Here is a 26291-nt window from a genome sequence, read left to right on the forward strand (position 1 = left end):
AATTGTTAGTTTTTTGCCGCTATTTTACGATCTACCACATCATAAAAATCCTGGAATGTCACCATCTCTGCAAAATCAGCTTCAACGAGCTTTACGCCAAAATTAGACTCTATTATAACAACTAAATCAACATAGTCTAGGCTATCTAGGTCAAGCGATTCTTTCAAAGATGCATCAGGATTGATAACCTCCTCATCAACCTCAAACTCCTCAATCAATATTTCGTTTATCTTTTGATGTATGCTCACCTTATTATTCATTATTAAATTTCTTGACTACCAACGCAGAATTGGTTCCTCCAAATCCGAATGAGTTAGACAAATATATATCAAATTCTTGTTTTATTGTGTGCGAAACAAAATTTATATCTTTCAAATCATCATCAGGTTCATCCAAATTGATGGATGGTGCGATAAAGCCATGCTGCATCATAAGTGTCGAATAAACGATCTCTGATGATCCAGCCATCCAGCATTCGTGCCCCGTCATTGACTTTGTCGAGCTTACGAAAGGTTTACTCCCAAAAACTTCCAATATAGCTTTTGCTTCGTTGGCATCGCCGATTGGCGTAGAAGTAGCATGCGCATTGATATAATCGACATCTTCCGGTTTTACATTGGCTTGCTCTAGGGCTCTTCGCATTGCCTTCGCCGGTCCCTCGATATTTGGCGTAGATATATGTCCGCCATTCGAAGAGAAACCATAGCCCAGCACCTCCGCTATAATCGGTGCGCCGCGCGCGACGGCAGACTCATAGCTTTCCAGAATAACGGTTGCCGCTCCCCCACTTGGTACCAGCCCTGTCCGTTTTTTATCAAACGGTCGCGAGGCTTGCGTAGGGTGATCAATATCTGTTGCAAACACGCCGAGCCCGTCAAAACTTGCCATAGCGTAGGGATTAATTTCTTGTGCGCCGCCGCAGATAATAAGATCTTGCAATCCTTGCTGGATAAACATAAAACCTAAACCTATAGCATGTGAGCCGCTTGCGCAGGCTGCACTAATCGTCATATTAACACCAGATAGCCCAAAGATAGTTGCCAAGTTCATGGTGACCGTCGAATTCATTGACTTAAAAATAGCGCCAGAACCGATCAGCTGTGTATCCTTCTTTTCCCGCGCGATGTCAGTTGCATCAATTACGGCTTTTGACACGCTGTCGTTCCCATAGAGAATGCCCACTTCGCGCTTAAGAATACTTTCATCGTCCAAATGCGCATTACGGAGTGCCTCCACTGTGGCCATATAAGCATATTCAGATTCCTCGCCCATGCTTATCCGCTGTCGCCTACTTAAAACTTTCTTCAGATCAGGGGCGGGTACCATACCGGTTAAAGGCGACTTAAATCCGAAATCTAAGCGCTCCCGGTCAACCACAATCCCTGACTTTCCATCGAATAGGGACTGCTTAACTGCTTCTAAGTTTGTTCCGATACAGGAATAGATCCCCATCCCCGTAATCACCACGCGCTTATTCATGTGCTATCTTATGAATAGATTCCACCATTTATATTAATCACCTCGCCTGTGATATATCCTGATTTTTTTGATGCTAAAAAACAGACAAGATCAGCAACTTCTTCCGCTTCCCCAAAGCGGTTCAGCGGAACCATTTTGGTGAGCTCTTTTTCGTCCATATCTTGCGTCATATCTGTCCGGATAAAGCCCGGCGCTACCGCATTCACGGTGATGTTACGCTTAGCGACTTCTTGTGCCAATGCTTTCGTAGCGCCAATCACTCCGGCTTTCGCCGCAGAATAGTTTACCTGACCCGCAGTACCCTTCACGCCCGATATAGACACAATATTGATAATACGACCATACCTGTTACGTAACAGTTTTTGGATAAAAAAGTTTGTGACATTGTAAAAGCCCTGTAGAGAAATCTGCAAAACGGAAGACCAGTCTTCCGGAGTCATCCACATAAATAGGCCATCTTTCGCAATGCCTGCATTATTAACAATCACTTCCACAATACCATCCGTATTCTGCTCTGACCAGGTGCCGAGTACATCGGTCACTTCTTTCGCATTGCTCACATCAAATTTCAGAAGTTCTCCAGAACCGCCTGCGGCCTGAATATAAGCCAAAGTCTCTGTTGCTGCTGCATCATTTCCTTTGTAATTTATAAGCACGTGATAGCCTAGTTCGATAGCTAATTTCTGACAAACTGCACGACCTATGCCACGCGATCCCCCTGTTACCAATGCACTTTTCATCATTATTTCATCAAATATTCTTTTACCTGCTGTATTGCTGGGTAAAGCGGTTTATCATCAGAAAACGCAGGAATGATATTTCTAACATCATTATAAACCATTTTCGTTTTTGAAGATACAAAATTTTGATAATTTAATATATCAATGGCTTGACATACTGATATCATTTGAATAGCTAAAACTTCAAAGGCATTGACAATGACTTTGTGCGCAATTATAGCGGCATTTGTTCCCATACTGACGATATCCTGATTATCATTATTATTCGGGATGCTATGGACGTACATCGAAGTAGAAAGCGTTTGATTTTCAGCTGTGGTGGAAGTAGCAGTAAATTGAGCGCCCTGCATGCCGAAATTGAAGCCGAGCTTGCCCATATTCACGAACGGCGGCAAAATTTCATTTATCTTGCTATTCATCAAATAATTTAGCTGGCGTTCAGACAACATCGTCAAACGGGTAACAGCAAGCTTCAATTTATCCATTTCCAGCGAAATATAATCACCGTGGAAATTCCCACCGTGGTATACGTTTTTATCATCGACAGAAATAATAGGGTTATCACTAACAGAGTTCAATTCGTCTTCTAGAATTTGCCCTGCTTGTGTTATGGTTTCCAATACCGGACCCAAAATCTGCGGTACACAGCGCAAAGAATAGTACTCCTGCACTTTGTCTTTAAAAATTTCCTCCTGGTTATTTCCCGAATATAGATCTTCCTCTCGCTTTTTAATAAGCGCGCTATCCGCTAGATGTTCACGCATAGCCGCAGCTACCGCTTGCTGCCCTTGGTGAAGTTTTACCCCATTGAGTGTGCTAGAGTAGTGGTCATCATGTGCCTTTACAACTTCATTCATTGTGCAAGCTAGCCAGATAGACCAATCATAAAGTTTTCGTGCATAAAAGAAATTTACCAAACCAATCCCCGTCATTACAGAGGTTCCGTTAATTAGGGAAAGCCCTTCGCGAACCACAACTTCGATCGGCGTTAAATTTAATTCTTCAAAAACTGCCGAGGTAAGTTTTCGCTCGCCCTTATACAATACTTCGCCTTCGCCGATTAAAACCAAGGCCAAATGAGCAAGTTGCACTAAGTCGCCGCTCGCCCCTACACCGCCGTGCGCAAAAATAACCGGAGTAATATCCTGGCTTATAAATTCCTGCAGTAAATCGATGACACTTCTGTGCACACCGCTTTTTCCTTTCGAAATATTAGTAAGGCGTGTCAACATGGCGGCTTTCACTTGAAGTGGCGAAAGCAAATCGCCTGTTCCAGCGGCGTGACTACGAATTAAATTGTATTGTAATTGATGCGTATCTTCATCCTTAATACGGTACTGTGCCATTGGGCCGAAGCCGGTATTTACGCCATAAATTATTTTATTCGCAGCAAACTCCTTTAAAAACAAATGGCTCTTTTCAACAACGTCGATTACCTCATTATGTACACGAAGCGGTTCATCATTAAATAGCACCTCATAAACTTGAGATAAGGTAAGTTTTTTATCAACTGAAATCATCTGATTGCTGGTTCTTTTCTATTTTTTTAGATTATCGTCCAAAAAAAGCACAAATATAACTCTTACATTTGTGTGGTATTTAGACACCTGCAAAAGTAATATAATTTAATAGTAATCTGTTACCTATATGAATATCGAGGAAGTAGATATTTTAATTATCGGCGCTGGTCCTTCTGGATGCGTTGCCGCGGGTTATCTGCAGCAAAAAGATGTGCGTTTGAAGGTTATCGAGAAATCTAAATTCCCCCGGCTCGTCGTGGGTGAAAGCCTTATACCTCGCGTAATGGACCACTTTGAAGAAGCAGGGCTCATCGAGGCATTGCAAGAGCAAAATTTCCAGAAAAAACCCGGAGCACGATTTATCCGTGGAGAAGTCATCAGCATCTTTGACTTCAGCAATAAATTTGGAGATGGCTGGGATTACACCTGGCAAATCCCTAGAGCTGATTTTGATCACGCTATGACACAGGAGCTACAGCGCAGGGGTGTCGATATCGCTTTTGAACAAACCGTGACGGCAATAGAATTTAAGGGCGGTGATTCCTTAACAACCACCGTAGATAAAGCAGGCAACGTGGCGAAGATTCGTGCGAAATTTGTGATCGACTCCAGTGGTTATGGTCGCGTGCTACCTCGTTTACTACAGCTGGATAAACCATCGCAGCTAAATCCGCATTCTGCTATTTTTTCCCACGTAAAAGATATCAATCGTCCAAAAGGTGTGGAAGGCACACAAATATCTTTTGATGTGTTAGACACCGAGGTTTGGCTATGGGTTATTCCATTTTCAAATGGACTTACAAGCCTAGGCATAGTGGCGCATACAGACTTTATAGAAAAGCTAAAAGGGGATTCCGGAACCGAGGAGGCACTGAAAAAAGCGATTCTTCTTTCCGATTTTTATGTAAAACGCTTTGCCGATACCAACTTCGAATTCGAGCCTATTCACTTAAAGAACTATTCGGCGGCGGTGAGCAAAATGTTTGGCGAAGGATTCGCCCTTACGGGCAATAGCTCGGAGTTTTTAGATCCTGTTTTCTCTTCTGGCGTATGCTTCGCTACAGAATCAGGGATTCTGGCGGCAAAACTGGCGTACAGGCAGCTCAACGGAGAAACTGTTGATTGGCAAGTAGAATTTGCAGACTATATGCAGCGCGGTATTGATGTCTTTACGACCTATGTACGAGAATGGTACACGGGAAATTTGCAGACCTTATTCTTTCATCGACCCGAAAACCAAGATGTAAAAAGAAAGATCTGTGCCGTTCTCGCGGGTTATGTGTGGAACGAAGAAAACCCATTCGTTAAAAAACATGATCGCGTCATCCGCACGATGGCTTACATGCTAGAAAACAACGAGACGTTTTCGCATGATATGCTTTAGATGGATGCAAAACAAACAAAAACCGCGGCACTTAAGCACCGCGGTTTTTTTATTTAAGCATGAAATTTCTTTACCGCAATTGAGGCAGCGCTAAAGATATACGTGCGGCAACTTCATCCCTACCTAGTAGCTGCGTGATGTTAAACACATCGGGTCCAAATTTCCCACCAACCAACATGATTCGGAAAGGCATCATCAACTCGCCGAGTTTAATTCCTGAAGCCGAAACTCTTTCCTTGAAAAATTTTTCAATCTCCGAAGCTTCCCACGTTTCAAGTTTCTCAAACGCTTGTGCTAACGATTCAAAAAAACTCGTTTTCTCTGTATTCCACTTTGGTTTTACGGCATCTAAATCATAAGATGCAGGCCTATCGATAAAGAAAGACGCTTGCGTCCAGAAATCTTCAACGAACGTCAATCGTTCTTTAATTAAAGAAAGAACAGCCTCCAAATAATCATCAGACACATCTTTGTCGCTATGTTCGGCAACAATTGTTTTGATCTGTGGTAAGAGCTGATCATTTGTGGCTTGCTTTATCCATTCATGGTTGAACCACTTCGCTTTCTCGAAATCGAACTTTGCTCCCGCTTTGCTGATCCGTTCGATAGCGAATTTCTCGATAAGCTCCTCCATGCTAAAGATTTCTTGTTCGGTTCCATCGTTCCAACCTAACAACGCCAACATATTCACAAAGGCTTGTGGCAAGAATCCCATCTCTCTAAAGCCTTTTATGAGATCTCCTGATTTCGCATCCGCCCAATTCATCGCATAAACGGGAAATCCCAAACGATCGCCGTCGCGTTTGCTTAATTTACCATTTCCATCGGGCTTTAAAATTAGTGGCAAGTGCGCCCATTGCGGCATTTCTGCTTTCCAGCCCAAATAATCCCACAAGAGGATATGAACGGGCGCCGAAGGCAACCATTCTTCACCACGGAAAATGTGTGAAATATGCATTGCTTTATCATCTACGACGACGGCCAGATGGTACGTCGGCATTCCATCAGCCTTCAAAAGCACCTTGTCATCGACGAGATTTGTTTCAAAAGAAACGCGACCGCGGATCAAATCATCAAAGTACACCGTTTCATCGATCGGCATCTTAATACGGATGGTATGCGGCGTATTTGCACGTAGTAGCGTTTCTGTTTCTTCGGAAGATAAGCTTAACGAGTTTCGCAAACTCAATCTATTTTCATGTGAATAGCGAAAATTGGGCTGTATCTTACGTTGTTCATCCAGTTCGTCTGCGGTATCGAAAGCATAATAAGCATAGCCAGCATTTACCAACTGTTCGGCATATTGTCGATAAGAAGGCTTTCGCTCGCTCTGGCGATATGGGCCGTATGGGCCCGGATTTTCAGGACTCTCATCTGGCGTCATCCCACACCAACTTAAACATTCGGAGATATATGCTTCTGCACCAGCCACGAAGCGTGTCTGATCCGTATCTTCCACTCTCAGAATAAAATCGCCATGATGCTGGCGCGCAAAAAGATAATTGAACAAGGCGGTGCGCACACCTCCCAGATGTAAACCGCCTGTTGGACTAGGTGCAAAACGCACCCTAACTTTTCTTTGCAAACTCATAAACACAAAACTACACAATTCTACTTGAAAGAGAACATCACACTTAATCCATCCTCTTCTTTTTGGAATCCTAAAAAATGTCTATTTTGCATGCCATGATCATCAATAAGGACCGTCTTTATCAATACGAGGCCAGGCAAAGGTGGAAGGTATTTCTCTTCACATTTGCGGCCCTGATTGCTGGTGCTTCCATGTTTTATACGAATTACCTTGTGAAAAGCCTCTCTCAATCGGAAAGAACAAAAGCAGAGGTCTGGGCAATGAGCACACGAAGCATTGTTACCATGCCCGATGTTGACGACCAATTTATAAGTTTTGTCTATGCTGTTCGGGATAGTTTATCTATACCGGCAATTATTACTAACGAGAAAGGCAATATCATATTTTGGCGCGGTCTTGATTCCACAAAAACGAATATTAAGGAATTGCAAGATTCCGCAGATCATCAACTTGTTTACGATCCGATCTATTTTGAAAAGCAGCTTGCGAGAATGAAGCGCAACCATGCGCCGATAGATCTTCATCTTGACACCGGGGAAATTTGGTCGGTTTATTACCGCGATTCTGATGCCTTGAGGCAGCTCCGGATTTTCCCTTATTTGCAATTATCGCTAATCGCTATATTTTTAATAATTGCCTACACGGTCTTTAACTCCATTAAGAAAACAGAACAAAATCTCGTTTGGGTGGGTATGGCAAAAGAAGCTGCTCACCAACTAGGCACGCCCATTTCATCCCTGATGGGATGGCTGGAACTTGTAAGAACAAAGTTTGATGCGGAAAATGATAGTATACTGAACGAAATGGAACGGGATGTAAAAAGACTAGAGATCGTCGCCGATAGATTTTCAAAAATCGGCTCTACGCCAACTCTAAATAGCCACATGGTCTTCCCGGTCATACAAGATTTTGTACAGTACTTCCGCGTTCGTACAAGCGAAAAAATCACCTTCCAACTGACGGGCGACCAAACCGTGGAGGCGAAACTAAACGTGCCTTTGTTCGACTGGATAATCGAAAATTTATTGAAAAATGCTGTTAATGCAATTGAGTCCGAAGGAAAAATAACGGTTAACATTATCGATAACATTGCAAAAGAGGAAATTTTTATAGACATTAGCGATACGGGAAGAGGTATTCCAAAATCTAATTTTGACACTGTCTTTCAACCCGGATTTACAACAAGAAAACGCGGATGGGGATTGGGTCTTAGCTTAACAAAGCGCATGGTAGACTATCATCAAGGCCAAATATTTGTAAAGGAATCAGAACTAGGTAAAGGAACAACATTTAGAATTATACTTAAAAGCAATCTTCGATATGAACCCACTCAAGTCTGATGAATATCCAACCATATACACAGATTACGTTGAAAATGTAGTCGGCTCCGTAATAGAGGAGCTTGAGGAACAGCTGACGACTTTCCCAGAATTTATACAAGGAATACCTGAAGACAAGGGTGATTACAAATACGCAGAAGGAAAATGGAGCGTCAAGGAGGTTTTGTGCCATATTCTTGACACCGAACGCGTCATGGCGTACCGCGCGTTACGCTTTGCCCGGAATGACATGACTGAACTTGCTCCGTTTGAACAGGACGAATTTGTGCAAAATGCGCGGCACAATGAACGCTCTTTCGAGAGCATAAAAGAAGAGTTTAGTTTTTTACGCAAATCCCATCTGCTCCTGTTCGACACTTTCAACGAAACTGAACTATCCCGGAAAGGAATGGCATCTGGCCGCCTAGTTACAGTAAAAGCTTTCCTGTATGTCATTGCGGGACATCTTACGCATCACCGCATCATCCTTCAGGAGCGATACTTAAACAACGAAAGCAAAGAGCATGCAGAGAATTTGGTTTAAAGAACATTCGATCGAGGAGATCAATCTTATTTTCAACACCTACATGACCGGTTATCTAGGGATAAAAGCTACCGAAATACACGATGATATGTTGGTGGTAAGTATGCCCATAACAGACAAGGTAAAGCAGCCTTTTGGCATTTTACATGGCGGCGCATCTGTCGTACTAGCTGAATCCGTGGGAAGCGTAGCATCTAACCTCGTCGTAGAGGGTGAAAACTATGCTGGTGTAGGCATGGAAGTTAATGCAAATCATCTCAGATCCGTTAGTGAAGGCACCTTATTTGCGTATTGCACAGCGCTGCATCTGGGAAAAAAAAGTCATGTATGGGATATCAAAATAAAAGATGAAAAAGAAAGCTTAATTTGTGTATCGCGGCTGACTGTAGCAATCATCGAAAAAAAATAATTTTTTTTAAAACAATATTAGCTGCATCATTGTACTATATACAAATACCATTAATTGGTTTTATGATACGGTTTAGGTTTTAGAGAGACTCCGCCCAACGTAGTCTCTCTAACTTTTTACATAGAACAACCGTTTGATCATCGCTCCCTATTCTAAATGTCAATATATTTTGTTAGTCTTGTATAAACAAAAAGTGCGTAGGCACTTACCGTATCACGACACACAAAGACTAACAAATTAAAAAATGAGTTCAACACCTACCGGAAAAACTGAGTTCCGCCCCATGGCGATCTGCTGTGCACTTTTTTTTATTCTTGGCTTTATAACCTGGGCTAATGGTACACTGATTCCATTTCTGAAAATTGCCTGTAACCTAGAAACGGATTTACAAGCTTTTTTCGTCACTTTTGCTTCGTACATCGCCTATTTCTTCCTCGCGATACCAAGCTCTTGGATTATCAAAAAAATTGGATTTCAGAATGGGTTGGTTGTCAGCTTGATTATACTAGGACTGGGATCTTTGATATTCATACCTGCGGCAGACAACAGAAGCTACGGGCTTTTCCTTGCAGGCATCTTTATACAAGGCTCGGGAATGGCGCTGCTACAAACGGCTGTCAACCCTTATTTAAGCATTATTGGCCCGATCGATAGCGCTGCACAGCGCATTTCAATTGCCGGCTTTTTTAATAAAACGGCCGGTATTATTGTGCCTATCCTTTTTGGCACATTGTTCCTGAAAGATGCAGGCAAGGTAACGGCACAACTAGAAGCTGTGACAAACGTAGCAGAGCAGAACGCTATTCTGGATGTGCTTATAGCAAGAGTACACACGCCATACATCTCTTTGGCCGTAATATTCGTGGCATTTGCCGTATTCCTAAAATTCACCAATTTACCAGAGGTTGATGTAGATGCGGAAGAAGAGGTTGATCCAACACAGGTTGCTGTGGTTCGAAAAACTAGTGTATTTCAATTTCCTCATCTGTTCCTTGGATCTTTAGCGATTTTCTTCTGCGTTGCGGTGGAAGTTATGGCCGGAGATATTATCGGGGTATATGGCAGAGAATTAAATGTGAGCAGTTTCTTTGTAACCTATGCTACTGCATTTACTCTTGTCTGTATGCTAGTGGGGTACATTGTTGGTATTATCGCCATCCCGAAATATGTATCGCAGCAATTTGCGCTTCGTATTTGTACCATCGTGGGAATTCTCTTCACGGCAATCTCCGTGTTTACGACCGGCACTATATCCTTTATTTTCGTTGCTCTATTGGGTATCGCGAACTCCCTGATGTGGCCCGCAATATTTCCTTTAGGAATTAAAGGATTAGGGCGATTCACAAAAACAGGATCAGCCATTATGATTATGGGAATCGCAGGTGGCGCTATATGGCCATTAGTTTATGGATATTTAAAAGATTCTTTACAGATCGATTTTCAACATGCTTTTCTTTACGCCATGATACCAGCGTATCTATACATTCTGTTTTTCGCAGTAAAAGGCCACAAAGCGGGAAAGTAAACCTGCAATAATATTCTAGATGTGCTAAAATTAACCCGATGCGCTTAGTGATTTGAAGCTTAGCACATCGGGTTTTCATTTGCATTGCCACAAATGCTTCCCTAAGTTTCCCTGCTAAACACCCGATATACCATTTCCAAGAGTTTAAATCAGTGGGCAAATGTGGGTGTTTACTAAAAAAAGATGTGAAGAAATGTAGGGCATTGGTCTCGGCTTCAATACTAAACCAGAAGCATTCGTGTGTGAACTTTACAAGGTCTATTTATAGTTGTGTGGGCACTGCGGGCTATCACTATTCTTCTACAAGTTCCCATAGGATGTGTACACCTGCAAAAAAGGAGCTGCTCGCGCAACTCCCTTTAATATAACTCCGTCTTCAACAGAATATTATTTTTTGACCAAATTTATCATATCGGCCATGACATTCATACTTTCATCCAATACGAAATCAAAATCTGTTTTCGGCTGTGGTTCTCCCTCTTTCCAAAGTGGAAGATTACGTAATTGAAGCCCCTGATTGATTCGTGATCGGTTTTTTGCTTTTGCTTTATCGCGTTCCTTCTGCAATTCAACCTGGTTTAAACTGATCTCCTGAAGAGAGTCAAGTTTTGTAAATTCATCGATATCTTCCAACAGATATTTGTACTCAGGTGATTTACTCATTCTCGCCTGATGTATGCTGTTCAGCTTTTCATTCACGCTCGCTAAATCTGCCACCCGTTTAAAAGAGGATGGCTTAATTTGATCCCAAGGCAGTGCAGATGGTTCCGAGCTTTCGCCAAACTTTTCTGCTGTGTACTGCGTTGGGAAGACAACATCCGGCGTTACGCCTCGGTGTTGCGTGCTGCTACCTGTCACTCGGTAGAACTTACCCATCGTGATGTTAATTTGTCCAAACTCCGGCGCTCCATTAGGGGTATCTGGATCTTTATCTTCGCCTTTCGCTTTCAATAATAATTTATTGGTAGCGCTAATGAAACGAGACATCTCAATGGCCGATTGTACCGTACCTTTACCATACGATTGCGAACCAAGTACAACACCTCTTCCGTAATCCTGGATCGCTCCAGCGAAAATTTCAGATGCCGACGCCGAAAAACGATTAATGATCACACCGAATGGACCATCCCAAGAAACCCCGGCTTGCTCGTCACTATCTATTTCAACCCTATCGCGCACGTCACGGACTTGCACGACAGGCCCCTTATCAATAAACAATCCGGTCAATTCTATGGCCTCTTGTAAAGAACCTCCACCATTGTTGCGTAAATCCAACACAACAGCATCAACTTTCTCCTGACGAAGCGTGTCTAAAATCAGACGCACATCCCGTGTGGTACTTTTATAGTTAGGATCACGCTTCCGGTAAGCATCAAAATCGATATAAAACTTGGGTAACTTGATAAGACCGACTTTGTAGGTTTTACCATCTTCGCCCTTAATCTGTTTGATCTCTTTTTGAGCAGATTCTTCAGCCAACACGATCTTCTCCCGTTTTAGGTCCACAATTTTTGGTTGTGCTGTCAACTCTTTTCCGGCCGGAATAATCTTAAGACGTACCGTCGTTCCTTTTGGTCCTTTAATTTTTGCTACCGCAGCATCCAAACGCCAGCCGATAATATCGTCAAATTCGCCATCTCCCTGTGCGACGCCAATTATCCGATCGTCGACATTCAAGCTTTTGTCTTTAAATGCCGGACCGCCAGCAATAATTTCCTTGATAGTAACCATTTCGTTTTCCATTTGCAGTCGCGCCCCAATGCCTTCAAACGTATTGGACATGCCTTCATTAAATGCCTGCGCGAATGATGGATTGTAATACGTGGTATGTGGATCAACAGCATCTGTTAGCGATGTCATGACGAGCTGGAAAGCATCGTTGGAATTTGTCTTCTTTGCCTGCGATATAATATTTTGATAACGCTTACGCAATGTTTCCTTATGTTTTTCCACATCCACGGAATCCTTTTCCGTGCTTGTCAAACGAAGGTTTAATAAATCATATTTTACTCGCTTGCGCCACTGATCTTTCAACTCTGCATCACTCTTGAAATAAGGCAATTTTTCCCTGTAAGCGACATAGTTCTCATTCACATTGAAATCATGCTTCGCATCAATTTGGGTGAGCGCATATTCCATCGCTTCCAAATAACGCTTGGAGTAAACATTGAAGATATAAAACGGAGCAGATAAATCTCCCTTTCTAAAATCCTGACTGATGGTATTTTCAAATTGCTTAAAATCATCTACATCAGATTGCAACAAGTAGTTGCGCCCTTGATCCATCGACTTTAGCAGATTAGCAAAGACAATACGCGACAGTGAGTCTGTCATGGGCACCTTCTTGTAGCTGTAATTCTCTAAAAGATTAGCCACTTCCGAAGCAATCACCTGATGCTGGGCAGATGGCTTCAATTCCAACATCCCTTCCTCCAAATTCACACGGGGTTTTGATCCACAGGCAACGACAGAAATCAATGCCAGACCAAATACAATATTCTTAAACATATAAGAGATTTTATTTAAACACATTTACTGCAATATTTTCAGTATCTAAGCCCCTTAACCGGGCTTTCCTTCCGCTAAAAATACTGAAAACGAACTATAAAATAACGGCTGTCTTTTAAAATAATTTCATTAAGATACCGATTTCGAATTAAATTACGTTCAGATAACCAAATATCTAGCCAAACTTTGTGTAAATATTCGATTACAACAGTGTTAAGCCCCTTTTTTCTTCCTATCCGCTAGATGTTAAACTAAGTTAAATCCCTCCTCCATTTGCGACCGGCATGCTCACTGGCCGGCTAATCTAGCTGATTTTTATGGAACTGCCCGTATTGATCACAACTGCTGTAAGAAACTTTTTATACATTTGAAAAAACAGCAAAAGATCTTACTATGCAATCATTCGTGAAATACGCCATCCATATATCTTCTATCATGCTGCTACTTACGGTAGCTTTACCAGCCATCTCACAGGAACAAAGTGTGCCTTTGGATCCGGCAGGCTACATCACGAAATACGACACGAAATTCAATGGGGTTGGTCCGGCTGTGTACGTACTGCCCGCGCCTCGTACCAGACAGGAATTATTGACAGACTCCTACGCAGCCAAAGTAGACTTTCAAGATAGTATCGACCGCGCGCTAGATTTTCAACGACTTTTGGAGGACTTTAAACCGACCAGTAATTTCTCTAATATTCAATATTTGCTGACTCCACAGCCCTCTTCAGCCTTAGCTTGGAACACACTTATCCAAGAGGAATTAAAGCGTGGGAATTATAATACCGCTTATGGAATTCTACATGCCTATGCAGCGGCGTCACTTCGCGATGGATCTGTTCCGCAGACACTCGGGTTATTGCAAACCGCACTACAGCATGCACAAAAAACAACAAATACTGTAGACATTGCTATCATACAGTATAATCTGGGTAATCTCTATCTATTTGATAAAAATATACAACAAGCTGGGTTTTTTCAAGAAGCGTTTTATAAAAGTGCTATGAAACAACAAAGCATTGTCGAGCAAGCGAACTCACTAGTCAAAATTGCATTGATACAGGCACATGATAAGGATTACCGCTCTGCCGAAAACAATATCATTCGCAAAGCAATACCACTGCTTAATCGGGCGAAAGCATACGACAGAAAGATTATCGCCTGGGAAAGCTTGGCAAAAATTTACCAAATGCAAAATAAACATACGGAGGCGCAGTGGTTTTTAATTCAAGCAAGAGATTTGGCTAAGAGCAAAAATTACATGAGTGAATTAGCGGAGATTGAATACATGTTAGCATTCTCCAAATTTAACCAGCAAAACTATAGGGTTGCTCAGAAAGAGTTTATCCAAGCGAACGCCCTAGCCGAAACAGAAGATAATAAGCTGTTACAATTGGCAATAGCAGATAAGCTAGGCCAAATATACATGCAACAGCTTGATCTGAATAAAGCAGAAGATGCCCTTGAGCGGTACCAAAATCTCCGCCTGGAATTATTTAAGGATTAAGACCTTCAACAACGTAGCCAAGCATGTAGTCTTGGAACTTTTCGTAATAGACTTGGAAGGCGAAAGATTTCGATTCTTTTCGTAACAGAAGCGTCATGACACCTTGTGGTTTGTATTGAAATGGCAGTATCGTCATATCATCCAAAAATGACACGCCCTTGTTGCCCTGAAGTTTGTACACCGCTTCTTTTGCACACCAACAGGCATACAGTTGCTCCACATTATCTTCCTTTATGAAAGCGAGTTCAGTCGGTTTTAGAAACTTTTCTTTAATGCGCAGTACCTTATCTTTTATGATTTCTAAATCTATACCGCATTTACCTTTTCCACTCATCAATACCCCTGCATATTCATACGAATGTGTCAAGGAAATCTCAAAGGGGTAGTCCGGCAAAAAAGGCTTTCCATTTTCATCTGAGGGACAAGAGATGTAATCTTCTGTTTTTAACAGATAACGGAGTAAAACACGCGTAGTTAACCAATGCAACGTGCGCTTGCCTTTAGATAAACTTTCGAGTTTCGCCCTTTCCCTTTCATCAAGTTGTATTCGGCACAACAGCTCCTCAACTGTTTCTTCAATTTTCCAAATGGCAAACTTCGTATCGCTATTCAACTCCCGGAGATATACTAGCCCCATATAAAAAGTGTTATTAATGATTTAAAGACCAATATATGTTTAAAAATCCGAAGATTCGTAGGAATGAAATCGATGCTACAAAATTAACAGTTAAAGTTGCTGAAATTGAAGCAATAGTGTATTTTTGAAGTCCTCTTTCATAACCTGAGAGCGAGGATCTTGACGTATTACACATGATATTATCAGACAAAAGAATTTTAGAAGAGATTGATAACGGAATGATCGTTATTGAGCCATTCGACAGAAAATGCTTAGGAACAAATTCTTACGATGTCCATCTAGGAAAGTATTTGGCGACTTACAAAAGTGAGGTACTAGATGCAAAAAAACACAACGAAATTGAACACTTTGAAATACCTGAGGAAGGCTATATACTCCAGCCCGGAACGCTATATCTAGGTGTAACATTGGAGTATACAGAAACGCACGCTCATGTTCCTTTTCTGGAAGGAAAATCCAGTACAGGACGTTTGGGCATCGATATACATGCTACAGCGGGCAAGGGTGATGTGGGATTTTGCAACACATGGACATTGGAAATTTCTGCTGCACAACCTGTACGTGTTTATGCGGGAATGCCGATTGGACAGCTCATTTACTTTGTTGTTGAAGGTGACATTGAAACGCCATACAACAGTAAGGGAAATGCGAAGTATAATAATAAGACAATCCGCCCTGTCGAAAGCATGATGTGGAAAAACTCTTTTTAATATAAAGAGTAGCGGTTTGTCGAGCAAACCGCTACTCTTAGGCTATAAGGCTTTAGCCGCCGAATTCCATCAAGTAAGATTTTAAAAATTCATCCAAATCGCCATCTAATACGGCTTGCGTATTTGATGTTTCCGTACCTGTTCGTAGATCTTTGATTAGCTTATAGGGATGTAAAACATAGTTGCGGATTTGCGATCCCCATTCTATTTTTTTCTTAGAACCCTCAATTGCAGCTGTAGCCTCCTGCCGTTTCCGCATCTCTATTTCATAAAGCTGTGATTTCAGCAATCGAAGTGCATTCTCTTTGTTTTGCAATTGAGAACGCGACTCCTGATTTTTGATAATGATACCAGTAGGCTTATGATGTAGTCGAACAGCCGTTTCTACCTTATTGACGTTTTGTCCACCTGCGCCGCCCGAGCGAAACGTATCCCATTCGATTTCGGAATCTTTAACCTCTATTTCTATGTTATCATCTACCAGTGGATAAACATATACAGAGGCAAATGAGGTATGACGTTTAGCGTTCGAATCAAACGGAGAGATTCGCACCAACCGGTGCACGCCGTTCTCCCCTTTCAAGTAGCCGTAGGAAAAATTGCCCGAAAACTGTAATGTTACCGTCTTTATACCGGCCACATCGCCTTCCTGATGATCTTGCTCCGTTACTTTGCACCCATGCTTTTCACCCCACATAATATACATCCGCATCAGCATTGCCGCCCAGTCGCATGATTCGGTACCGCCGGCACCCGCTGTGATCTGCAGGATCGCGTCAAGCTGATCTTCCTCAGCACTGAGCATATTTTTAAACTCCAGTTCTTCTACTTGATGCAAAGCATCTTGATATTGCCCTTCTACATCTTGCTCCGTAGCATCACCAGACTGCATGAATTCATACATCACGCCGGCATCTTCCACAGCTGCTGCAACCTCATCAAAATGCTCCGTCCATACTTTCAGGTTCTTTATCTCATGTAAAACCTTTTCAGCAGCCTTTGGAGCATCCCAAAAATCGGCTTGTAATGTTATCTCTGTATTCTTAGCTATTTCTTCTTTCTTGGCATCAATGTCAAAGATGCCTCCTTAGGGACGTAACTCTATCCCTCAAGTCCTGAATCTGTTCTTTGGTCATAGCCAAAAATAGAAAGTAAAAACGGAAAAACGTAATCGCGCGTTGGTTATCTTTACATACAAGCTATTCCCATAAAATTTAAATTTGACTGTTTCAATACTTATCTTTGGTACAAACAACATCATCAATCATGTTTCCAAACGTAGACTTTACGACCACACAAGCTTACAAATACTTAGCCGATCACTACATTTCGGTCAATGAAAAATCTTTAAAGCAACTTTTCGAAGAAGACCCAGATCGCTTTCAAAAATTCTCTACCCAACTCGAAGACATTTTACTCGATTTTTCTAAAAATAGAATCACCGACGAAACCTTCGCACTACTTATTCAACTCGCAAAAGAATGTCAATTAGATAAAGCTATTGACGCCATGTTCAACGGCGAGAAAATAAACAAAACAGAGGGTCGGCAAGTGCTACACACAGCATTGCGTAATCAATCCAACGATGCTGTGTTAGTGGATGGCGAAGACGTCATGCCAAAAGTCAACGCTGTTTTGGCCCATATGAAGGATTTTACCAACAGAATCCTATCCGGCAGTTGGAAAGGTTTTACGGGCAAAGAAATCACGGATGTGGTGAACATCGGTATTGGCGGTTCAGACTTGGGTCCCGTGATGGTTACAGAAGCTTTGAAATCGTACAAAACACGATTGAACTTGCATTTCGTGTCCAATGTGGATGGTACGCATATCGCAGAAACATTAAAGGGATTGAACCCTGAAACAACCCTGTTTTTGATTGCTTCAAAGACGTTCACTACACAAGAAACGATGGCCAATGCGGCTTCAGCAAAGGCGTGGTTTTTAGCCTCCGGTGCCGAACAGACAGATGTTGCGAAGCACTTCGCAGCTTTGAGCACCAATGAGAAAGGGGTTTCCGAATTTGGTATTGATACGGAAAACATGTTTGAGTTCTGGGATTGGGTAGGTGGCCGTTACTCGCTATGGTCTGCCATTGGACTATCAATCTCGCTAGGAATTGGATTTGAAAACTTCGAACAATTGTTAAAAGGAGCTCATACCGCTGATCAGCATTTTAAAAATACCGAGTTCGAGAGAAATATCCCCGTTGTATTGGCATTGCTAGGCATTTGGTACAACAATTTCTTTGACGCTGAAAGCCACGCTATCCTACCTTACGATCAATACCTGCACCGTTTTGCAGCCTACTTCCAACAGGGCGACATGGAAAGTAACGGTAAATACATCGACAGGAACGGCAATCGGGTCGACTATCAAACAGGACCAATCATTTGGGGCGAGCCCGGTACAAATGGTCAGCATGCTTTCTACCAACTTATCCATCAGGGCACAAAATTGATCCCATGCGATTTTATTGCTCCAGCAATTTCACTTAATCCTTTAGGAAACCATCATCAACTCCTTTTATCTAACTTTTTCGCGCAAACGGAGGCTTTGATGAATGGAAAAAATGAAGAGGAGGTAGTAGCCGAATTGCAAAAAGCCGGCAAATCTGCACAAGAAATCGAGGCATTGAAGAACTTCAAAGTTTTTGAAGGCAATAGGCCGACAAACTCTTTCCTTATCAAAAAAATAACGCCCTACACGCTCGGTACACTTATCGCCCTTTATGAGCACAAGATCTTTGTCCAAGGCGTCATCTGGAACGTTTACAGTTTTGATCAGTGGGGTGTAGAATTGGGTAAGCAACTAGCCAACAACATCCTTCCAGAACTTGTTGATGAAAATGACGTAAGCTCACATGATGCTTCTACCAATGGATTGATCAACCAGTATAAGGCTTGGCGGTAAACTATTATCTTCCCTATTATAAAAGTCTATTTTTGTATTTGGCAATAAGGGCTATCTGCTTCTAAGCAGATAGCCCTCTTTTTAATTCCAGGAATACCCTATCCCTACGCCAATCCAAAAAGGCATTGTGCCGTCCACTGTATTAAAAAGCGGCGTGTACGTAGCTTGGAAGCCGAAACCATTACCCGTAGGGGTATATCTATAACCGACATCCGCAGAAAATATAACGGATTTGAAATTTTCGGATTTTCTTCCCTTCGGCTCACCATTTATTGCAAAAACACTATTTCCCCCTACGATAAAACCGCTCTTTCCTTTGCCAATGACATAGTTAATCCCTACCGGAACAGTATAAATCTTATCAATATCAAATGCGCCAAAACTACTCCCTGCTCCCGCACGAAAGCCTAACCCATCCGGGTTCTCTTTATTAAATCGCATGTCGAAATTCAGCGAAGTAAAAACACTTGTGCCACCTAACTCAACATAGCCAAACTTCCGATGTTGTGCAAATATACTGAGCGACATCAGGGATAGTAAAAAAATTAGTGGTGTTCTTTTCATTGTTCTACTTTTAATCCTACTTACTATTTTCGATATTGAAGTTATCTTTTAGTTGCTATGTACTCTTGTACCCGGGTTGTTGTTAGTCATAGTACTGCCCGTCTTATGCAAAAGATAATGCCGATAAAGGATATCGTGTTACGGGGCGCTCAGCCAATCACCTCTATATAAAAAAATCTGGTATTGAATAAACACCTAACCCAAACATGATGAAAGAAATAAAGATAGCTGACACTTTTACAGAGTAATTAAGTTCTCTAAGCCTTACATAACAAACAATTATTAAAAAAATTAAAGAAAATAATTGAGTCAACTTTAAATACATACCCCATGTTGTAGCTGCCAAGTCGTGTTTAAAAGCTTCATCGAGGACGATAAATCTTAAGCTGTCTTTGAGCCATGTATGATGTACAGCAATCTTAAAGATCTCGAAGCTACTCAAAACTATAAAAAAACTGACCAATACTTCAAAAAGGTCGCCTTTTGCTATGTTTTGCCCACATAACTTTGTACCCAATCTACCTAGGAAGAGTATTAGAACATAAAAAATGCAAGCAAATGACACCGTAAAGAAAGAACTAAAAGCTGCCATAACGTGTATAAGCTTGTCAGATTCTGCAATTGTTTCGGTGATCAAGTAATTTTTATACAACATCGACCCCATCGATGTCAGTATGAAAAATGCAATAGTACCCAATCCTTGCTTTATCATAAATAGTTAATATTGATAACCTCCAAAAAAGCTGAAACAAATACAAACCCTATCAAAATGTATGTGTACTTATTTCTTGGCAACAGATCTTTATCAAAACAATCGTTTTCAACAGCTCTACGATAGTATTGCCAGCCACCAAAACTAATATTTGCTGCAACTAGAAATGTGTATACCTCCAACAATCCATGAAAAAGAAATTTGACTAGTAAATCCGTATTAGACATAACCAACTTTGCTTCGTTAGCAACAAAAGTCAAATTGATAGAATTAAAAATTAATATTACCAAAGTTAAGAGGCCTCCAGTAAAAAAGCCGATGTATATAGTAACCAAAAGTAGAGTTAAATTTGTTAAAAAAATTTTCAAGAAAAGATTGACTGTCCGAATAAGGCCTAAATCGTCAGCAGATATATTTTGGTTGACCGAAACGACTTGATCATTTAATCGGAATTGATTACCTAAAAATATTCCGAAGATTATACAAACAAAGCTAATCGACGTTTTAGGAATATTTTTTAATAAATTGAATTCTTTCATCTAGGGTTGGGTAGCTTAATGATTTTTGGTTTAACATTCCTTGAGTAGCTGTATTTATCCGCTTTAAGGCGTCTATTACATAAGGTTTACCGGTTGATTGAAGGGAGAACATGTCTGCTGCATGCTCTTGTTTCTTCGAAATCAGACCGACTAGGACGACGTTTAATCCACCGTACAATCCCCCCATAATGGCTGTCAGCAAATATTCGTCTATTACATCATATTGGTTTGCGAAATACATGCAAAAAGCAAACACCATTGTTAATCCCACTTGTAACATATACCTCTTAAGCAAATCATGATGTTCGAAATGAGCAACCTCATGCATAATTATTCCATATCGCTCCTCTTTACTTAATAACTCGTATAGCTTTTTAGAAAAAAGGATCTGCCTTGTATTAGAAAACACCCCGGTAGAATAGGCGTTAAATTCTTTGTCATCGTATTCATATACGCTGATGTTACGGTTAACCAAATTTGCTTCCAAAAAGAGCCCCGTTATTTCCTTCTTTTTGTTGAGATAGGTGTCAATTGTATAATAAAAAAAATAGGAATAAAAGTGAACAATAACTGACACCACACTCAAATAGAGGATATATTGGAATTCGGAAGAGAGGGCAAAAACAGACGAAACTAGCTTACAACAGGAAATCAAAACACATAACGCAAATAAATTAAAGAAGAATTCTATTACAAGATTGATTAGTGCAGTCTTTCTAAAAAAAGTGGCAACACGTTCATGTGGGTTGAGCACTAAAAACATGAGCCGGGTAAAAACGGAAACAATAAGAATAACAAGATTTATTTCAATAATAAATTGCATACTATGAGCTGTTGAACATTACAAAAAGCAAGAACCGAACAATCCTTGCTTTTCGTAGCGGCTTAATGATTTATAGTGCTCCAGCCGTGCCTCCAAGAACGCCACCTATTGCCGCTCCTGCAGGACCTCCTATCATTCCAATTGCTGCCCCAGCTTTAGTACCGGCCCAAGCTCCTGCGACAGCACCTGCCCCACCTCCTATTGCAGTGCCGGCTGTTTTCGCATACTCGTTTTCAGACTGAAAAACCTTTTTTACAACAGCTAATCCGAGATTTGTGGTATGCTGACCTTTAGACACATATCCCAAACCACCTATGAGTGCTAAAAGCATGAAAATATTCCTAAAATTCTTTTTCATCTTTATCTAACTTAAAATAAACGAACTCTGTTAATAACTCGATGCCACTCTGCGCAGTTGACTCTACAAGAATAAAAAGAAATAAGAAAAACCTCTAAACCCTATGGTTTTAAATTAAACAAAATATGGTTAACACTTTACGACGCTGCTATTCTCCTTGCTCTCCTAGCTTCCAGTTGGATTATCGATGATGTTGAATCACTTTTTATGGTATAAAGGGCTGTAAGAAAACCCTAATTTTTGCCTTCCTTTAAGAGGAACTCGATAGTAACGCCGAGCAGTGCTGCTATCGCATCTAGCCGTTCTATATCCAGCTTCGTTACCCCACGTTCTATTCGAGAGTAGGCATTCTGAGAAATATGCAGTTGTAAAGCCATAAATTCTTGGCTATAGCCTCTCCTAAAACGCTCAACACGGATCGTCGCCGCAATTTTATTGTTGATACAATTCTTATCTTGCTTATTCATAATTCAGTATTTGCGTTTGGCTATTCACACTTCTGCAATCGGGTTTCTGAGATAAAAATCGTTTGTTTTCTATCTGCTTCGCTGGTGCGATAAATCAGTTTACGAAATGTCTTTATTACCAAGCATTTCATTCAACATACCGCACACACAAACCAAGCAAGAGTTAAACGAGTAAATTCCAATGAACTAAATATAGCGAAAAATAGCAATTAAGTCAATTAATTATCTTATAAGAATTAGTTCAGCAAAATAATTCAACATATTTTCTACTTAATATTCCGCCAATAAAAATCAACGAAGAAGACAAAAGACATTTTGGTTAACCTAATTGGTCAAAACACGGATGCGAATGATCTTGTTAAATAGCGAACCAAAAATTTAATTATAACACCGTCCTAAACTTGGCTATTTCTCGTTAAGTGATCTTGGTAAGCTAAAATTTTAGAATCCCACATTATCAAGTTATTTGCGTAAGAATTGGTTGCTCTAGTGTACAGAACGCGCGCTATCTTATTATAGGATCGTAAAAATCTAGTCACAGAACGCATTTTTCACAAAAAATAGCGAGATTTAAAGCGACAACTAATCAACACATTCATGATAACACATCAAAAATTGCGAATTACTCTCTGCGCTCTTGCTTTACTTGCTAGCGGCTCATCTTTCGGGCAATACGGCCGGCAAGAAGCGCAGCAGCTCGATCCAATTGTTCAAAAAATTGTAAAAGAAGCCAACGAAAACTCGCAATTAGAGAATCTAGCCTTCCAATTACTGGACGTTGTTGGCCCTCGGCTTGTAGGAACACCACAAATGAACAAAGCCAATGATTGGGCAGTAAAAACCTTTCAAAGTTGGGGTATCGAGGCAGAGAAACAGCAATTTGGCGAATGGCGCGGCTGGGAACGCGGTATATCGCATATCGACATGACATCCCCTCGCTTAAAAACGCTTGCAGGTACACAGCTTGCCTGGAGTCCAAGCACTAAGGGCAAGGCAATAGAAGGTGAGGTGATCGTCTTACCTACATTCAAAGACTCCACTGACTTCGCAGCTTGGCTCCCCAAAGCGAAGGGAAAGTATGTGATGACTTCCATGTACCAACCAACAGGAAGGCCGGATCACGATTGGGAAAAGTATGCCCGGCCAGAATCGTTCGAGCAAATGAAACATGAGCGTGATTCTTTGGTCCGCATCTTCAACGCCAATATCGCTAAAACAGGGTACTCTGCTAATTCTATCCCGGCGAAGCTAGAAGATGCCGGAGCTTTAGGCATCCTTTCTAGCTTTTGGTCTAGAGAATTTGGTGCAAATAAAATTTTTGGCGCACGAACCAAAAAGGTGCCTTCCGTAGATATATCATTAGAAGATTATGGCCTACTTTATCGCTTGGCGCAGAACGGAATCATTCCAAAAGTAAAAATCGAGACCAGCTCGAAAGATCTAGGAAACGTTCCATCTTTTAATACTGTCGCGCAGATTAAAGGCACAGAGCTGCCAAATGAATATGTCATATTATCTGCGCATTTAGACTCCTGGGAAGGTGGTTCCGGCGCAACTGATAATGGCACAGGTACACTCGCTATGATGGAAGTCGCCCGTGTTCTAAAAGCAGTATTCCCAAATCCGAAACGTACCATTTTGATTGGCCTTTGGGGTAGTGAAGAACAAGGTTTGAACGGTTCAAGAGCCTTTGTGTTAGATAATCCTGAAATTGTAGAAAAAACACAGGCTGTTTTCAACCTCGATAATGGTACCGGACGCGTGGAGAATATAAATGGTTCTGGCTTTGTTCATGCCTACGACTTTATTGGTCGCTGGATGCAAGCCGTTCCTAACCACATCACGAAGGATATTAAGACCACTTTCCCCGGAAATCCCGGTGGTGGTGGCTCTGATCATGCCTCTTTTGTGGCAGCCGGAATTCCGGCTTTTATGCTCAGCTCGTTATCATGGGGATACTTTAATAACACTTGGCACACAAATTTAGATACCTATGATAAGCTTGTCTTTGATGATTTACGCTACAACGTCGTTCTAACGGCGGTGATGGCTTATATGGCGGCACAAGAGGATGAACTTGTCAATAGAGAACAACGTGTTATGCCTACGGGCGGCACGCGGGGTGAAAACACCTGGCCAGCAATACGTCAGCCGCGCCGTACAGGTGTGGGCTACTAAGCTAGACTACTGCCTATCTTCCAACTGCGCCTTTCTCAAAGAAAGGCGCTTGTTGGTTTTATAGATCTTAACCGCGATCAGAAAATACGCTAACAACAACGGACCGTATACCAAACCCATTATCCCAAACAAAGGTAAGCCAATGATGACGCCAACAACGGTTATCAATGGATGGATATCGCCCACCTTCTTATTTATGATAAATCGCAATACGTTGTCGATATTAATCACAAGCCCAAACCCCCAAACGAGTAAACCTACCGCTTGCCAGCTTTGCCCTTGCGAAAGAAGTATCAATGCGGCAGGAACGAAAATAAGCGGCGGCCCCAATAAAGGGACAAACGACAATATCGCACAAATCACGCCCCAAAATAATTCATCGCGCACGCCAAAAAACCAAAAACCTAAAGCTAAACAACCTCCCTGTACAATAGCAATAACTGTTTGCCCAACAATGTTGGAATAGGTTATGTTTTTGAGCTCCGTACCAAATATAGACGCTTGTTGCTCATCAAAAGGCATGTAATGAATAACTCCTCGTTCAAAACCACGGTAGTTGACAAATAAAAAATACAAAATGAAATACATAACGGTGACTTCAATAAAGATATTTGCAGCACCCCCTAAAACCGATGTTAATAAACCACCGAAGAAAGCTGCACTCGCCTCGATTTGCTCTTTTACGAGATCGGGCTTACCGAGCTTATCCCCAGCAAAGCCATTTATGGCATCAATCATTTGTGTAATCCAGGCCGGATCTTGCTGCAGTTTTATGGCCTTCTTTAACAGCATACTACCTATGCCAAAAAACGGCAAAATGATGATGACGATAGATACCAGAATAATTGCAACTGACGATAGTGGCTTTGGCCATCGCCATTTCTCTATCAAAAAGATATTGAGCTTTCTAAATAGCGTATACATCACCAACGTGCCGAGGAAGGCACCGTATATACCTCGCGTGGCGTAAAGTAAAATCAAACCTAACGCAATGACGATTATAAGAATTATAATATTGCGCTCTTTTTGGGAAAATACAGGATGGTTCATATAGTTAATAGCTCTATCAACTATATGAACAAATGCTTAAAAATTTGGTTTTCGCTTTTCCAGAAATGCAGAAACCCCTTCCTCAAAATCCAAACTTGAAAAGGCCGTTCCAAACGCATCAATTTCGGCCAGGTAGCCCTCCTCAGGTTTTACTAAGCCAATATTTACAACAGAAATTGCAGCCGAAACTGCAGTAGATGATTTAGCGTAAATTTTCTTCAACAGCTGCTCACAGGTAGTTACCAATGCTTCTGGGGCGACAACGTAATTCACCAGCCCACACTGCAGCGCATCTTCCGCGGACATCATTTCCCCAGTCAGAATCATTTCCAGTGCTTTACCTCTACCGATAAGCTGCGGAAGCCTTTGCGTACCACCGTAGCCAGGAATCAAGCCGAGGGATACTTCTGGTAATCCCATTTTCGCTGCGCTACTGGCCACTCTTATGTGGCATGCTAAAGCGAGCTCAAGACCGCCGCCAAGCGCAAACCCGTTTATCGCCGCTATCACGGGTTTCGGAAAATTATAAATTACATCCATAACTTCGTGATGTCCGCTAGCAGCTAAATGACGTGCGTCGTCTGCAGAAAGGTCACGAAATTCAGCAATGTCAGCCCCCGCAACAAAAGCCTTCTCGCCGGCGCCGGTCAAGATCACGCCACGGACATTACTGTCTCCCTTTAGCTTCGCCAAAATCGTTGCCAATTCCTCTAATGTTGCCCTATTTAAAGCATTTAGTTTCTCTGGTCTATTGATTGTCAGATAAGCTGTTTTATCTGCTATATCCAATAAAAAATTTGTTGATTTTTCCATTC

At 41.5% G+C, this 26291-nt stretch carries 25 protein-coding genes; 9 read left to right on the forward strand and 16 right to left on the reverse strand.

What is annotated here, in order from left to right; translation table 11 throughout:
* Positions 1–5: 5 nt before the first annotated feature.
* Genes DI53_RS06660 through flxA form a run of 4 tightly spaced genes read right to left on the reverse strand, consistent with a single transcriptional unit; the run spans position 6 to position 3739 of the window.
* The gene (locus DI53_RS06660) at positions 6–260 is read right to left on the reverse strand and encodes a phosphopantetheine-binding protein (RefSeq protein WP_037496977.1); all 255 of its coding nucleotides are present in this window, start codon (positions 258–260) and stop codon (positions 6–8) included.
* A complete protein-coding gene (locus DI53_RS06665; protein ID WP_037496979.1) occupies positions 253–1479 on the reverse strand; it encodes a beta-ketoacyl-[acyl-carrier-protein] synthase family protein in 1227 nt (408 codons plus the stop codon). Before DI53_RS06665 ends, DI53_RS06660 begins: the two co-directional genes overlap by 8 nt.
* Positions 1480–1487: 8 nt before the next feature.
* The gene (gene flxB / locus DI53_RS06670; RefSeq protein ID WP_206538007.1) at positions 1488–2222 is read right to left on the reverse strand and encodes a flexirubin biosynthesis SDR family reductase FlxB; all 735 of its coding nucleotides are present in this window, start codon (positions 2220–2222) and stop codon (positions 1488–1490) included.
* Complete coding sequence (flxA, locus tag DI53_RS06675; RefSeq protein WP_037496983.1) at positions 2222–3739, reverse strand: flexirubin biosynthesis tyrosine ammonia-lyase FlxA; 1518 nt, start codon at positions 3737–3739, stop codon at positions 2222–2224. The genes flxB and flxA overlap by 1 nt, the downstream gene beginning before the upstream one ends.
* Before the next feature lie 127 nt (positions 3740–3866).
* Between flxA and DI53_RS06680 the strand changes: the two genes are divergently transcribed.
* On the forward strand, positions 3867–5123 hold the full coding sequence (locus DI53_RS06680; RefSeq protein ID WP_037496984.1) for an NAD(P)/FAD-dependent oxidoreductase: 1257 nt from the start codon (positions 3867–3869) through the stop codon (positions 5121–5123).
* A gap of 70 nt (positions 5124–5193) precedes the next feature.
* Here DI53_RS06680 and gltX read toward each other — a convergent pair whose 3' ends face one another.
* Complete coding sequence (gene gltX / locus DI53_RS06685; protein WP_037496986.1) at positions 5194–6714, reverse strand: glutamate--tRNA ligase; 1521 nt, start codon at positions 6712–6714, stop codon at positions 5194–5196.
* A gap of 77 nt (positions 6715–6791) precedes the next feature.
* Here gltX and DI53_RS06690 point away from each other — a divergent pair, with 77 nt between their 5' ends.
* From DI53_RS06690 to DI53_RS06705, 4 genes are all read left to right on the forward strand, one after another.
* Complete coding sequence (locus DI53_RS06690; protein WP_241462387.1) at positions 6792–8054, forward strand: sensor histidine kinase; 1263 nt, start codon at positions 6792–6794, stop codon at positions 8052–8054.
* Positions 8035–8577 carry a DinB family protein gene (locus tag DI53_RS06695; protein ID WP_037496987.1) on the forward strand — a complete coding sequence of 181 codons (543 nt, stop codon included), beginning with the start codon at positions 8035–8037 and terminating at the stop codon, positions 8575–8577. Before DI53_RS06690 ends, DI53_RS06695 begins: the two co-directional genes overlap by 20 nt.
* Positions 8558–8986, forward strand: coding sequence for a hotdog fold thioesterase (locus tag DI53_RS06700; RefSeq protein ID WP_037496989.1), 429 nt, complete (start codon positions 8558–8560; stop codon positions 8984–8986). The genes DI53_RS06695 and DI53_RS06700 overlap by 20 nt, the downstream gene beginning before the upstream one ends.
* A gap of 244 nt (positions 8987–9230) precedes the next feature.
* Positions 9231–10511, forward strand: coding sequence for a sugar MFS transporter (locus DI53_RS06705; protein WP_037496991.1), 1281 nt, complete (start codon positions 9231–9233; stop codon positions 10509–10511).
* A gap of 387 nt (positions 10512–10898) precedes the next feature.
* Here DI53_RS06705 and DI53_RS06710 read toward each other — a convergent pair whose 3' ends face one another.
* Positions 10899–13019, reverse strand: a complete 2121-nt coding sequence (locus DI53_RS06710) for a carboxy terminal-processing peptidase (protein WP_117624859.1) — start codon at positions 13017–13019, stop codon at positions 10899–10901.
* A gap of 393 nt (positions 13020–13412) precedes the next feature.
* Between DI53_RS06710 and DI53_RS06715 the strand changes: the two genes are divergently transcribed.
* Complete coding sequence (locus DI53_RS06715) at positions 13413–14525, forward strand: tetratricopeptide repeat protein (protein ID WP_037496996.1); 1113 nt, start codon at positions 13413–13415, stop codon at positions 14523–14525.
* Here DI53_RS06715 and DI53_RS06720 read toward each other — a convergent pair.
* Entirely contained in the window at positions 14515–15162 is a 648-nt protein-coding gene (locus DI53_RS06720; protein WP_037496998.1) for a 4'-phosphopantetheinyl transferase family protein, read from the reverse strand. The two genes, DI53_RS06715 and DI53_RS06720, sit on opposite strands and share 11 nt — an antisense overlap.
* Positions 15163–15335: 173 nt before the next feature.
* Between DI53_RS06720 and dcd the strand changes: the two genes are divergently transcribed.
* Positions 15336–15872, forward strand: a complete 537-nt coding sequence (gene dcd, locus DI53_RS06725) for a dCTP deaminase (RefSeq protein WP_037497001.1) — start codon at positions 15336–15338, stop codon at positions 15870–15872.
* Positions 15873–15924: 52 nt separating this feature from the next.
* Here the strand turns inward: dcd and prfB are convergent.
* Positions 15925–17008, reverse strand: a protein-coding gene (gene prfB / locus DI53_RS06730) for a peptide chain release factor 2 (protein WP_117624860.1) whose coding sequence is annotated in 2 segments (ribosomal slippage) — positions 15925–16947 and positions 16949–17008 — 1083 coding nt in all. Because the reading frame shifts where the segments join, the coding sequence is not laid out codon by codon here.
* Positions 17009–17138: 130 nt separating this feature from the next.
* Here prfB and pgi point away from each other — a divergent pair.
* A complete protein-coding gene (pgi, locus tag DI53_RS06735; RefSeq protein WP_037497004.1) occupies positions 17139–18785 on the forward strand; it encodes a glucose-6-phosphate isomerase in 1647 nt (548 codons plus the stop codon).
* Positions 18786–18866: 81 nt separating this feature from the next.
* Here the strand turns inward: pgi and DI53_RS06740 are convergent, their stop codons facing one another.
* The 6 genes from DI53_RS06740 to DI53_RS06765 all read right to left on the reverse strand — a co-directional run bounded on the left by DI53_RS06740 (position 18867) and on the right by DI53_RS06765 (position 22248).
* Positions 18867–19349 (reverse strand): hypothetical protein, encoded by a 483-nt coding sequence (locus tag DI53_RS06740; protein ID WP_131555184.1) that lies wholly within the window; start codon positions 19347–19349, stop codon positions 18867–18869.
* A 163-nt stretch (positions 19350–19512) separates the two neighbouring features.
* A complete protein-coding gene (locus DI53_RS06745) occupies positions 19513–20061 on the reverse strand; it encodes a hypothetical protein (RefSeq protein ID WP_037497009.1) in 549 nt (182 codons plus the stop codon).
* On the reverse strand, positions 20058–20600 hold the full coding sequence (locus DI53_RS06750; protein WP_037497011.1) for a stage II sporulation protein M: 543 nt from the start codon (positions 20598–20600) through the stop codon (positions 20058–20060). Before DI53_RS06750 ends, DI53_RS06745 begins: the two co-directional genes overlap by 4 nt.
* On the reverse strand, positions 20566–21423 hold the full coding sequence (locus DI53_RS06755; protein WP_037497013.1) for a M48 family metallopeptidase: 858 nt from the start codon (positions 21421–21423) through the stop codon (positions 20566–20568). Before DI53_RS06755 ends, DI53_RS06750 begins: the two co-directional genes overlap by 35 nt.
* A gap of 70 nt (positions 21424–21493) precedes the next feature.
* Positions 21494–21781, reverse strand: coding sequence for a hypothetical protein (locus tag DI53_RS20265; RefSeq protein ID WP_052072147.1), 288 nt, complete (start codon positions 21779–21781; stop codon positions 21494–21496).
* A 233-nt stretch (positions 21782–22014) separates the two neighbouring features.
* Positions 22015–22248, reverse strand: a complete 234-nt coding sequence (locus DI53_RS06765) for a helix-turn-helix domain-containing protein (protein ID WP_037497117.1) — start codon at positions 22246–22248, stop codon at positions 22015–22017.
* A gap of 597 nt (positions 22249–22845) precedes the next feature.
* Here DI53_RS06765 and DI53_RS06770 point away from each other — a divergent pair.
* Entirely contained in the window at positions 22846–24426 is a 1581-nt protein-coding gene (locus DI53_RS06770; protein ID WP_037497015.1) for a M20/M25/M40 family metallo-hydrolase, read from the forward strand.
* Between the two features lie 6 nt (positions 24427–24432).
* Here the strand turns inward: DI53_RS06770 and DI53_RS06775 are convergent, their stop codons facing one another.
* Entirely contained in the window at positions 24433–25476 is a 1044-nt protein-coding gene (locus DI53_RS06775; RefSeq protein WP_037497017.1) for an AI-2E family transporter, read from the reverse strand.
* Positions 25477–25512: 36 nt separating this feature from the next.
* Entirely contained in the window at positions 25513–26289 is a 777-nt protein-coding gene (locus DI53_RS06780) for an enoyl-CoA hydratase/isomerase family protein (protein ID WP_037497019.1), read from the reverse strand.
* Between the last annotated feature and the right edge of the window lie 2 nt (positions 26290–26291).

Source organism: Sphingobacterium deserti, assembly GCF_000757725.1.
GTDB lineage: Bacteria > Bacteroidota > Bacteroidia > Sphingobacteriales > Sphingobacteriaceae > Sphingobacterium > Sphingobacterium deserti.